The organism is Niabella aurantiaca DSM 17617, assembly GCF_000374125.1.
Taxonomy (GTDB): domain Bacteria; phylum Bacteroidota; class Bacteroidia; order Chitinophagales; family Chitinophagaceae; genus Niabella; species Niabella aurantiaca.
In genome coordinates this window covers 1-12,764 of sequence record NZ_KB893640.1, presented here as the reverse complement: position 1 = coordinate 12,764, position 12,764 = coordinate 1, and the positions used below count along the sequence as shown (strand labels likewise).

The following is a 12,764-nucleotide window of genomic DNA, read 5'->3' as shown; positions in this document are numbered from 1 at the left end:
TTGATGCGGGGATGGAGTTCTTTTAGGAGGTACAGCGTAGAGGCGCGCAGCTGGTTCAAATCCGGCGGTATTTACAAGGTCACGGAAGTCATTCTTTTAGGGGGTGATGGAAGTGGTAAGATCTTTGAAAGTTTGGAAGCAATAGCACAATTCAGTCACATTCAATTGTGACAACGAAAGGTAAGTCAAAAAGCAAATAACATTTAGATTTTTGACACGTTAATTTTTCTCTTGAGAATTTTTAATAGTCAGTAGTCAAACTCATTTACAACGGAGAGTTTGATCCTGGCTCAGGATGAACGCTAGCGGCAGGCTTAATACATGCAAGTCGTGGGGTAGAGAGGTGCTTGCACTTCTTGAGACCGGCAAACGGGTGAGGAACACGTACACAACCTTCCTTTTAGTGGAGCATAGCCCAGGGAAACTTGGATTAATTCTCCGTAAGATGTTGAAGAGGCATCTCTTTGATATTATAGCAGTGATGCGCTAGAAGACGGGTGTGCGTATGATTAGGTAGTTGGAGGGGTAACGGCCCACCAAGCCAACGATCATTAACTGGTGTGAGAGCACGACCAGTCACACGGGCACTGAGACACGGGCCCGACTCCTACGGGAGGCAGCAGTAAGGAATATTGGTCAATGGAGGCAACTCTGAACCAGCCATGCCGCGTGGAGGATGAAGGTCCTCTGGATTGTAAACTTCTTTTATCTGGGACGAAAAAAGGGAATTCTTTCTCGTCTGACGGTACCAGATGAATAAGCACCGGCTAACTCCGTGCCAGCAGCCGCGGTAATACGGAGGGTGCAAGCGTTATCCGGATTTACTGGGTTTAAAGGGAGCGTAGGTGGGCTAGTAAGTCAGTGGTGAAATCTCCGAGCTTAACTTGGAAACTGCCATTGATACTATTGGTCTTGAATATTGTGGAGGTTAGCGGAATATGTCATGTAGCGGTGAAATGCATAGATATGACATAGAACACCAATTGCGAAGGCAGCTGGCTACACATATATTGACACTGAGGCTCGAAAGCGTGGGGATCAAACAGGATTAGATACCCTGGTAGTCCACGCCCTAAACTATGGATACTCGACATTTGTGATACACAATAAGTGTCTGAGCGAAAGCATTAAGTATCCCACCTGGGAAGTACGATCGCAAGATTGAAACTCAAAGGAATTGGCGGGGGTCCGCACAAGCGGTGGAGCATGTGGTTTAATTCGATGATACGCGAGGAACCTTACCTGGGCTAGAATGCGAGTGCCGAACCATGAAAGTGGTTTTTCTAGCAATAGACACAAAGCAAGGTGCTGCATGGCTGTCGTCAGCTCGTGCCGTGAGGTGTTGGGTTAAGTCCCGCAACGAGCGCAACCCCCATCACTAGTTGCCATCAGGTAACGCTGGGAACTCTAGTGAAACTGCCGTCGTAAGACGCGAGGAAGGAGGGGATGATGTCAAGTCATCATGGCCTTTATGCCCAGGGCTACACACGTGCTACAATGGGGAGGACAAAGGGTTGCGACATAGCGATATGAAGCTAATCCCAAAAACCTCTTCTCAGTTCGGATCGCAGTCTGCAACTCGACTGCGTGAAGCTGGAATCGCTAGTAATCGTATATCAGCAATGATACGGTGAATACGTTCCCGGACCTTGCACACACCGCCCGTCAAGCCATGAAAGCCGGGTGTACCTGAAGTCGGTAACCGCAAGGAGCTGCCTAGGGTAAAACTGGTAATTGGGGCTAAGTCGTAACAAGGTAGCCGTATCGGAAGGTGCGGCTGGAATACCTCCTTTTTAGAGCTATGTACGGGTTGAATATTTTCAACCCCAGATTTACCGTGCTGTTGTTTCCTATTCTTTCAAATTTATTTAGCGTTCTTTTAAATAAAAGACAAGCCCGAGGGTTAACGGAGGCAATCATCTCGAGGCCCCTTTAGGGGTTTGGGGTATAGAGATCCGTAGCTCAGCCTGGTTAGAGCACTACACTGATAATGTAGGGGTCACCAGTTCAAATCTGGTCGGGTCTACTTTACAAGCTGATAGCTATCAGCCTTTAGATGGGGGGTTAGCTCAGTTGGCTAGAGCATCTGCCTTGCACGCAGAGGGTCATCGGTTCGACTCCGATATCCTCCACAAGTCAAATTTGAGGATGAATAATTTGAGGATTTGAAAAAAAAGAGTTCTTTTAAGATGAGATAAAGCCTGAGAGGCTCCGATGGTTCGAAACCATTTTATCTGCAAAAGTCGAATGAGGTTTGAGGTATATGATTTAGGTTGTGTAGTTTCAGATTTTCATGAAGACCAAGTTCTTTGACATATTGGAAAAAAATAAACTGTTAGGAGAGTACCTAACAGCCCGACGCGAGTCGGGTTCGATCACAATTTTTGAAACATCACACTATAATTATTATGGTTGGTCTGAAGAAATGTGGTCGGGTAACAATCTACAATTAAACTAAAAAATAAGTCCAAGCGGGAGCTTGGCCTCATTAAAGAAGTTTACGAACTTTTTTAAAGCAATTAAGGGCGTATGGTGGATGCCTAGGGTCTGAGAGGCGATGAAGGACGTGGTAAGCTGCGATAAGCCAGGGGGAACTGCACACAAGTATTAAATCCCTGGATTTCCGAATGGGACAACCTAATATACTGAAGGTATATTACTCGAAAGAGAGCCAACCCGGAGAACTGAAACATCTAAGTACCCGGAGGAAAAGAAAATAAGACAATGATTCCCTAAGTAGTGGCGAGCGAACAGGGAAGAGCCTAAACCAGCTTCGCGTGCGGAGCTGGGGTTGTAGGACTACTTTTAGAAAGCGTTATCAAGCAGAATTTTCTGGAAAGTTAAGCCAAAGCGGGTGATAGCCCCGTAAGCGGAAATTAACGTGGACGTGTAGTATCCTGAGTAGGGCGGGACCGGAGGAATCCTGCTTGAATCTGCCAGCACCATCTGGTAAGGCTAAATACTCCTCAGACACCGATAGTGAACCAGTACCGTAAGGGAAAGGTGAAAAGCACCCTGAATAAGGGAGTGAAATAGTACCTGAAACCGTACGCCTACAAGCGGTCGGAGCATCTTTATGGTGTGACGGCGTGCCTTTTGCATAATGAGCCTACGAGTTACTCCTCACTGGCGAGGTTAAGTTTTTGAAAACGGAGCCGTAGCGAAAGCGAGTCCGAACAGGGCGCTTAGTCAGTGGGGGTAGACGCGAAACTTTGTGATCTATCCATGGGCAGGTTGAAGGTGTGGTAACACACACTGGAGGACCGAACCCGTTGACGTTGAAAAGTCTTGGGATGACCTGTGGATAGGGGTGAAAGGCCAATCAAACTGAGAGATAGCTCGTTCTCCCCGAAATGTTTTTAGGAACAGCCTCGGATTTTAGAAGTGTACTAGAGGTAGAGCTACTGATTGGGCTAGGGGGCTTCACCGCCTACCAAACCCTGACAAACTCCGAATGCTAGTACATATCTCCGGGAGTGAGGCTGTGGGCGCTAAGGTCCATGGCCGAGAGGGAAATAACCCAGAATAGCAGCTAAGGTCCCCAATACATGGTTAAGTTAGACAAACGATGTAGAGTTTCTATAACAGCCAGGATGTTTGCTTGGAAGCAGCAATTCATTTAAAGAGTGCGTAACAGCTCACTGGTCGAGAGACTCTGCGCGGAAAATAATCGGGTATTAAACCATGAACCGAAGCTCTATGATCGCCCTTTGAGGGCTGATCGGTAGGGGAGCATTGAAACGGCATCGAAGGTGTACGGCGACGTATGCTGGAGCGGTTTCAAAAGAAAATGTAGGCATAAGTAACGATAAATAAGGTGAAAAACCTTATCGCCGAAAGTCTAAGGGTTCCTGATCAACGTTAATCGGATCAGGGTTAGCCCGGTCCTTAGTCAAACCCGAAAGGGGTAGACGATGGAAAGCAGGTTAATATTCCTGCGCCTGCTATACAATAAAAGTGACGGAGCATGTTAGCTGCCTAGTCTGACGGATTAGACGAGTGGAACCTTCGGGTGAAGCGCAGCAGTGAGAGTGCTTCCAAGAAAAGCGAGTATAGCAGCCGGTACCGCAAACCGACACAGGTAGACGGGATGAGTATTCTAAGGCGCTCGGGTGAGCCGTGGAGAAGGAACTAGGCAAATTGATGCTGTAACTTCGGGATAAAGCATACCACAGCGATGTGGTCTCAGTAAAATGGTTCAACCAACTGTTTAACAAAAACATAGGGCCCTGCAAAATCGAAAGATGACGTATAGAGCCTGATACCTGCCCGGTGCTGGAAGGTTAAGGAAGGATGTTCGGAGTAATCCAAAGCTTCTGACTGAAGCCCCAGTAAACGGCGGCCGTAACTATAACGGTCCTAAGGTAGCGAAATTCCTTGTCGGGTAAGTTCCGACCTGCACGAATGGTCTAATGAGTTGAACGCTGTCTCCTCCACGAGCCCGGTGAAATTGTAGTATCGGTGAAGATGCCGGTTACCCGCCACGGGACGGAAAGACCCCGTGAACCTTCACTACAACTTTGCATTGATTTTGAATTACGGATGTGTAGTATAGTTGGGACGCTATGAAGCTTTGCCGCCAGGTAGGGTGGAGCGGTCGTTGAAATACCAACCTTCTTTGATTTAGAATCTAATCCCTAGCGGGACACAGTGCATGGTGGGTAGTTTGACTGGGGTGGTCGCCTCCTAAAGAGTAACGGAGGCTTGCAAAGGTTCCCTCAGTACGGTTGGTAATCGTACGCAGAGCGCATTAGTAAAAGGGAGCTTGACTGTGAGGCAAACAGGCCGAGCAGGGACGAAAGTCGGCTAAAGTGATCCGGCGGTTCTGTATGGAAGGGCCGTCGCTCAAAGGATAAAAGGTACTCCGGGGATAACAGGCTGATCTCCCCCAAGAGCTCATATCGACGGGGAGGTTTGGCACCTCGATGTCGGTTCGTCACATCCTGGGGCTGGAGAAGGTCCCAAGGGTTCGGCTGTTCGCCGATTAAAGTGGCACGTGAACTGGGTTCAGAACGTCGCAAGACAGTTCGGTCCCTATCTGTGGTGGGCGTTAGTAAATTGCGAGGACATGACCTTAGTACGAGAGGACCGGGTCGTACGTGCCGCTGGTGTATCTGTTGTGCCGCCAGGTGCAATGCAGAGTAGCTAAGCACGGACAGGATAAACGCTGAAAGCATCTAAGCGTGAAACCTGCCTCAAGATGAGTTTACTTTTAAGGGCCGTCAGAGACTATGACGTTGATAGGCTACAGGTGTAAAGGTGGTAACATCAAAGCCGAGTAGTACTAATTGCCCGTAAGCTTTAATTTTTTTATTAGATCTCTTCTGACAGTTTTTTCCAATATGTTAATCTTATTAGATGTTAGATATTAGACGATAGATGTTAGACATTTTAGTGCTGCATTTTTAGTTTAGTGTTTTACATTTTTAATTTTTTATGGTGGTTATACCAAGGGTGTTCACCTCTTCCCATACCGAACAGAGAAGTTAAGCCCCTTATGGCCGATGGTACTGCACCACAATGCGGGAGAGTAGGTAGCTGCCATTCTTATTGAACCCTTCAGTTTTACTGGAGGGTTTTTTTATGCCTGGAACTGTAGCGGGTGTGGTTCGCCGCAGGGAGAGGCGGGGGCCAGCGGAACGATATACAAAAACATAAACGGCGTTGTAGTAAAGCGTCCCGCAGTTGAGCCCCCGTCCCCGGGGCTCACCCCTCAATACTAACCTGCTACCCAAAATAGGCGATGCGGCCGATACGTTCCCGTATAATGCCCGCCTGAACGTTCATTCGGGATAACCGGGGTGATAGCCGCCGTTTAGGCTAAAGGGATGGGTCTATTACGGATATCCAATCGTATAAACAATGAGCTGATCTGCGATGCCCCGCCTGCTAATAAAAATTGCCCCGTTTCTGCTCCCGTATGCGATCATGGAAGGCTGTCCGTGATTTGTCCCTGCCGCAATCCGCATTTTGTCCGCTACCGGATTTGGAAAAAGCGGGTCGCTGGAAGTAACTTCATACGGCCATCGCCATAAAATGGCCCTCAGACCAGGAACGGACAACCCTCTTACCACCTTCAAAAATCAACACAATGGGACAAGGCGCTCTACTGCGTATCTATAACGCAACAACCAGTACACTGAAAGAAACCAACCGGGAAAAGCCGTATCAAATGACCCGGTTTGATCCGCCGGGAGCAATAAGACCCGGTACCGCGGCACAATTTTATATCGAATTCAGCGAGAAATTTCTTCAATATCCGGCAGATGATAAGGGAAAGATCTGGTACGGATTCCAGGGCACGCCGCTTTCGATGCTTATAGAAGCCAGCGGCTCCATGGGCGATAAGCACGAATTTGCCGTTGCCGCAAGCTTCTCCTGGCCCGATCCCACAAAGTGGTCGCCCAAATACAACCTGCCCTATTATATCTGTTATATCCGGACCCAGGCTTTTTACCCCGGTGGAGATACCGAAAAATGGGATTTTTTCGGAACAGAGCGTCAGTTGTTTGCCCGGCATATCTCCAACGGAAAAGATGGTAAGTACCAGGCTTATGCGTTTAAGATCCTGGAGCTGGCGCATTTTTGCGACAGCAATATGGAAGCCACCGAAGTGGCTGATGCCATTGCGGGAAAGCATACCGACGCGCCCGTATATCAGAAATTTATAAAAACGGTGAACGACCAGCTGAGCCATTATCCGGTCGTATAGCCGCATCGCGCTTCTCAGTTCTGCCCGCCCTTGCCGCGGTAAGGAATAGAGGACCGCTTATACCTGATCCGTATGTCTGTAATTATAAAACATAAGCCCGGTTTACAGTGTAAGATCCGGCAGCCGGCTTCGCGGCCTCCACAAGGATACGATCCTTTGATCGGGAACTATCACCTGGTGAAAACAGAAGGTATTATGATATCCTTTGAAGGTGAGGAAAAAATGCTGAAGGCGGTTGCCCTGTCGTCGAAGCCGGCGCATTCCCGGGAGGAGGGCTCTTACGTCCGGTTAGCAGCGGATGGCTGCCGGCTAATGACCGGTACCTCCGGCTCCCACCCGTTGCTGATAGTTGCTGCAGATTTTAATGATGACGGCCGGGAGGAGCTGGCAACGGTTTCCATCAATGAGGAGGAGCACCTGGTGATGGCTTTTTTTTCCGTCCTGCCGGCCGAGGCGCCGGATAAAGAACGGGATCTTTCGCCTTTGGGAACATGGAAAATTGCGGACCGGACTTCAGGACCTGCCTGGTGCGGGCGGATCGACCACGGGGGCCATCCGCATATCCTGATCGCTTTTCCCGGGCCACAAAACCGGCTGTGCTGCTGTATTTGCGGAAAAGAGACCCTGCAAAAGGAAGAGGCGCCCGTGCTGTACCCGGGCCCGGTAATGGCCTCCGGAAAAAAATATGATCTGGTTACCGGTGTCTTTACCGGCAGCAAAAACGATGAGATGGCCCTGTTTTATGAAGGAGAAAAAGATCCGGACGGAAATAATTTATTCCTGGAACTGCTGCAGGTTACACAGGACGGATGGTGCTCCGTTGCCAAAGCCGTGGTTGGAAGAACCGAAGGGGGCGTGGCTCCGGAAGGCATGCAGCTGGTCAGCGGATCATTTTTACCGGGCAGCACGACCGACGGGCTGGTGCTGACCTGGACAACAAAAGGCCAGACCCGTGCTGAGGTGCAGACCTGGCAATACGATGCGGCGACAGGTGGCAGCGATCCGGAAGCCCTGTTAAAGAAAGAAAGCACCACCAGCCTGCCCGTAACCAAAGGGCTGATCCGGCTGGCCGCGGGAGATCTGAACGAAGACGGGGTTGAGGAGCTGGTGATCGGGACGGCAGATGATGCGGAAGGGATCTACGGGCATTTGCTGTTACAGGTGTTTCGTTTCTCGAATATACTGGTACCGGAACTTGCTTCTGACGCAAGAGTGAACGGAGAAGAGGGAATGACATTTATTGCCTTTGATTTTAAAATGGCCATCGCCAACCTGGAGCACGATACCGGGCCTGCGATCATTGTTGCCGCGCTGGGTGCGGACAACGCTTTGTTGCTGAAGCGGGGCTATGCCCGGGTGAGCGTGGGGGCCTTGCAGGTAGATCCGTACCTGAAGTTTCCCGTACAGTTCGGCAAGCCCGCACCCTTGCCGGGACTCTATGCCGGAGGCTATGCTTTCCGGGAAGACCGGGATCTTTCCCGGCTGCGCCTGGAGCTGGCCACCGGCGATTTTGACGGGAGCCTCATAAAAGTAGGCGCCCCGGAAATGAGCGTGATCAGTGATGTGCAGTCGGTAGTGGCGATCGTGAACATTCCGCCGCTTCCTGCCGAGTTTCAGAACGAAGAAGAGAACCGGAGCTGTTCGCGGCAGGTGTCGTTCACCAATACCCGGGGGAAAACCACTTCACTGAGCCTGAACACCCACAATTCATATACAACGTCGGACAACCTGACGGCGGAGCTGGGCGCCTCCCTGCTGGGAAGCCTTACCCGCTCTATCAATAACACCTATGGAGAAGATTTTTCTAAAACACAGGATAAAGGAGAAATGATCAGCACTTCGCTGAACGTTTCTTCGAACAAAGAAGATATCATCCTGCTGTATGTGAACGTATTCAATGTATGGGAATATCCCGTGATCCATAAGAACCAGGAAAAGGGCCACTTGCTGGTCATATTTCCGCAATCCGGCACGGGGCAGGTAAAAACAATATCGGGATCGGACCTGGGCGCTATGTATAAACCACGGCATACGACCGGGAATATATTGTCCTATTATTCCGGTGAGGGATCCATGACCGATTACGATCCCGATCTGGGAAATATCTGCAAACAGGAAATCTCGGTCGACAACCAGGATGCGTCTATTGATGTGCATTTTTCGGGCAACCGGTCAGATGCGGATCTGAAAACGATAACGCAAACTACCAGCATCAACAACAGCCAGTCGGGCAATTTTTCAGTGGATTTTTTAGAGGGGCTCAGCATGGGGCTCAGCCATAGCTGGGAGGGCAGCTATACCAATAGCCGATCGTCAAATTATACCCTCGGGTTCAATGAGGAGACCAGCATTCATTTGTCTGTAAGTGCCGCCGGGCTTGATGAAACCATGCATTACAGCATCCGGCCCTATGTGTACTGGAGCAAAAAAGGAAAATACCTGAAGGTGGATTATATCGTGAACATTCCCCGGGGAAGCACCTGGTTTTATGAGCAGTTTCAACGGCCCAACCCGGTATTTCACCTGCCTTTCACCTCAAAACAGTACCGGTTGTTTACCCGGGACATAGAAATTGTCCTGAACAAAAAAGATCCCGGCCTGGTAGATGTAACCGTCCGGGTGCACAACAACAGCTTTTCAGCTACAGGCCCTGTAACCGTTGGGTTGTTTGAAGCAGATCCGTTAAAAGACAGCCCGCCGGTAGCACCGGACCAGCATATTGCCAATATCCCGGTCCGCGGAATGGAGCAGTTATTCTTTCGGGGTGTAAAATTAAAAGACCTGGCCGTCCCCGGGGATGGGAAATGCAATGTCGTGTACGCCGTTATCAACCCCGGAGAAACCCTTGCCGGCACGGAGCCAAAGGACCGGATCGGTTTTGGCTATTACCCGGCCAGCTTTCTGGGCACCAGCGGATGATCATGCGCTTTCATTTCTTAAAACATATCGATATGCCCATAGAAAACATAGCCCCCGGTCAGTTATCGGGAGGCAGACATACAACAACGAACAAGCAGATCGCCATTTCGATAACGGGGCAAAACCCCGGCAATGAATCGGCAAAAGTAGAAGTGTACGTTTTTGTAGATCCAGGTACCGGTGACCCGAATACATTTGCATTTCAGGCACGCCGGTCGTCTGAGATCCATTATGCCGCAACCGCACACATCCTCGTGGCGACCGGCGGCAATGCAACCAACAGAAATTGTTTCAGGGTAAAGAACCTGAGCAACAGCGTAACGATCCACGTGCAATACTAAAAAGGACACCGGAGGTCTCCCCATATACTCAAGCATCCGGCCCGCCAGCCTGCAGCCCGGGAATGATCACCTGCCCGTTATCATAGCGTGTCCGGAGAGGCGCATACCCCGGCAAAACCATTCGCGTACTGTCCTGTAAAAATATTTGGAACGGTTTACCGGATGGTTTATTTTTGATATATAATTGTAACTCTGACAATTAATTATTGCTTTGCCGGTGCGGCGGTTGTCTTCTTCGGGAGGCGATACCGGGTTGGCCGGGCTGCAGGGCGGAAATGGAGAAGAGGGGCGGCAACCGGGAGATCCGCAGCTGTCCGCCGCAGGAACGGGGCGGTTTGTAAAAAGAAAAAACGATCATATGAGATATAGCTTGCTTTTTGGGTTGCTGCTGCTGGCTGCAATACAGCTGAATGCACAAAAGGAAGGCCGCCTGGCCCTGCAGGTAAAAGATACCCAGACCGTCATCAGCCGTCACATTTACGGGCATTTTTCAGAGCACCTCGGTCGTTGTATTTATGATGGTTTTTGGGTGGACCCGGGTATGAACCTGCCCAAAAAGGACCGGATCCGCCTGGATGTGGTAGAGGCGCTTAAAAAGATCCGCATTCCCAACCTGCGCTGGCCGGGAGGCTGCTTTGCAGATGAATATCACTGGCGCGATGGCATCGGCCCGCGGAAGGACCGGCCAAAGATGATCAATACCCATTGGGGAGGAGTTACTGAAGACAACAGCTTTGGCACACACGAGTTCCTGGAGCTTTGTGCATTGCTGGGCGCCGAACCTTATATTGCCGGAAATGTAGGCAGTGGTACCGTGGAAGAAATGTCGAAATGGGTAGAGTACTTAAACGCCGATGGTGATACGCCCATGACCCGGCAGCGGAAAGAGAACGGAAGAAGCCAGCCCTGGCGGGTGAGCTTTTGGGGAGTGGGCAATGAAAGCTGGGGATGCGGCGGCAATATGACGCCTGAATATTATGCGGGTGAATACCGCCGTTACGCAACTTTTGCAAGAAATTACCCGGGCGCTCCGCTGAAGAAAGTAGCCGGTGGCGCCAATGCGGCCGATTACAACTGGACGGAGGTTCTGATGAAGACCATTCCCCGGCGCATGATGTGGGGGCTGAGTCTGCATTATTATACCATACCCACCGGCAAATGGGATCGAAAGGGATCTGCCACACAGTTTGATGAGAACGAATATTTCAATACCATGAAAAACTGCCTTTTTATGGATGAGCTGGTAACCCGGCACGCGGCCATCATGGACAAATACGATCCGGAAAAGCGCGTGGCGCTGGTAGTGGATGAATGGGGGATCTGGACGGATGTGGAGCCGGGGACCAACCCGGGTTTCCTGTACCAGCAGAACAGTCTCCGGGATGCGCTGATCGCCGCCACAACGCTCAATATTTTCAACAACCATGCGGACCGGGTGCGGATGGCCAATCTTGCCCAAACGGTCAACGTGTTGCAGTCATTGATATTGACCAGGGGCGCGGAGATGTTATTGACGCCCACTTATCATGTTTTTGATATGTACCAGCAGCATATGGATGCCCGGCGGGTGCCCCTGCAGATAACCGCCCCTGACTATGTAAACGGCATGCAAAAGATACCGGCGGTCAATGCTTCTGCCTCGCTGGACGCTCGGGGCCGGTTGTTCATTACATTGGTCAATATCGATCCGGCCAGTGACATTACATTGCGCGCAGAACTGCCCGGGGCTGCATATAAAAAGCTCAGTGGAAAGCTGCTCGGGTCGGCTGCATTTACGGATATCAATACTTTTGAAAATAAAACGAAAATAGTACCGGTTGTCTTTAAAGGTGCGCAGATAAAAGCTCATGATCTGGTAGTAAAGCTCCCGCGGCATTCCGTGGTAAGCCTGTTATTGGAATGACCGCCGCTGCGGCCTCCAATTTGAACATGAGATTTGAGCCCTATCCGGCATCAATTGTGGCGGGATCTGTAAAGAGGTTGACGAAACAGCCGCTCGTTTTAATGGCGTTGGAGGCATCGGAAATAAATCAGGGGATATCGTCATAAATTCCAAAACTTATTATATATTGCGGCCCCTTAAGTTTTTTTCGGGATGTAGCGCAGCCCGGTAGCGCGCTTCGTTCGGGACGAAGAGGCCGCTGGTTCGAATCCAGTCATCCCGACAGATTACATTGATTTTCAATGTTTTATAAAATAAGGTAGCAATTTAAGTAGCGTTTTTATACTTGATTGCTGCCTTTTTTGATCATCCCTACTACTATGGCAGAACGATCAATTCTGACTCAGCCGAAACACTTTCGTCGATCTTAGAAACCTCAATAATTGTATTCTTGATAGCGGTGTTTATATTTTTGTAAATCGTACATTGCTCTGTGAATATTTGATCATACAGTCCGCTTGTGTCATTAGATTGTATGCTAAACAAAAATCCTTCATCAGGCGGCAATATTACTTTGGCAGATGTATTACCTGTTTTGTTTAAAATAAATGGGATCAAGTGAAAAAGTTGGGGGAATAGTAGAAAAGTGATTTTTTTGCTGGGTATGAGTGAAGATCAATCAGAGACATTTAAGGCATTAGCGGGGTATTTTTTGCCGGCAGGTACGCTGGAATATTTCGATTTAGTTCGGGTATTAAAAGACAAGGAAGGGTTGGTGTTGTTTTTAGAAGAGCGCAACGAGCTTCCAGAAGAGTTCAAAGGACAACGCTATCATTCCAAAGGATTTTTACCGGAGGTACGTGTACAGGATTTCCCGATACGGGATCAAAAAGCAGAACTAAGTATTAAG

General features: G+C 49.6%; 5 protein-coding genes, 3 tRNA genes and 3 rRNA genes. All 11 read left to right on the top strand.

The window, feature by feature from the left end; translation table 11 throughout:
- The first annotated feature begins 267 nt into the window (after nt 1–267).
- A 16S ribosomal RNA gene (locus tag B160_RS0116325) occupies nt 268–1,793 on the top strand.
- A 158-nt stretch (nt 1,794–1,951) separates the two neighbouring features.
- Nucleotides 1,952–2,026 (top strand) — tRNA-Ile (locus B160_RS0116320).
- Between the two features lie 32 nt (nt 2,027–2,058).
- A tRNA-Ala gene (locus tag B160_RS0116315) sits at nt 2,059–2,132 on the top strand.
- 377 nt (nt 2,133–2,509) lie between these two features.
- Nucleotides 2,510–5,308, top strand: a 23S ribosomal RNA gene (locus tag B160_RS0116310).
- Nucleotides 5,309–5,435: 127 nt separating this feature from the next.
- Nucleotides 5,436–5,547 (top strand): 5S ribosomal RNA (gene rrf / locus B160_RS0116305).
- The 16S, 23S and 5S rRNA genes sit together here with 2 tRNA genes alongside, the layout of an rRNA operon.
- A 544-nt stretch (nt 5,548–6,091) precedes the next feature.
- Nucleotides 6,092–6,712, top strand: a complete 621-nt coding sequence (locus tag B160_RS0116295) for a hypothetical protein (RefSeq protein ID WP_018628995.1) — start codon at nt 6,092–6,094, stop codon at nt 6,710–6,712.
- 195 nt (nt 6,713–6,907) lie between these two features.
- Nucleotides 6,908–9,631, top strand: a complete 2,724-nt coding sequence (locus tag B160_RS0116290) for a hypothetical protein (protein WP_157558106.1) — start codon at nt 6,908–6,910, stop codon at nt 9,629–9,631.
- A 32-nt stretch (nt 9,632–9,663) separates the two neighbouring features.
- Nucleotides 9,664–9,972, top strand: a complete 309-nt coding sequence (locus B160_RS0116285; RefSeq protein ID WP_018628993.1) for a hypothetical protein — start codon at nt 9,664–9,666, stop codon at nt 9,970–9,972.
- Between the two features lie 358 nt (nt 9,973–10,330).
- Nucleotides 10,331–11,875, top strand: a complete 1,545-nt coding sequence (locus B160_RS0116275) for an alpha-N-arabinofuranosidase (protein ID WP_026309823.1) — start codon at nt 10,331–10,333, stop codon at nt 11,873–11,875.
- 188 nt (nt 11,876–12,063) lie between these two features.
- Nucleotides 12,064–12,137 (top strand) — tRNA-Pro (locus tag B160_RS0116270).
- 381 nt (nt 12,138–12,518) lie between these two features.
- Nucleotides 12,519–12,764: ISAon1 family transposase N-terminal region protein (locus tag B160_RS0116260; protein WP_018628989.1), on the top strand; the 246-nt coding region annotated here is incomplete at its 3' end.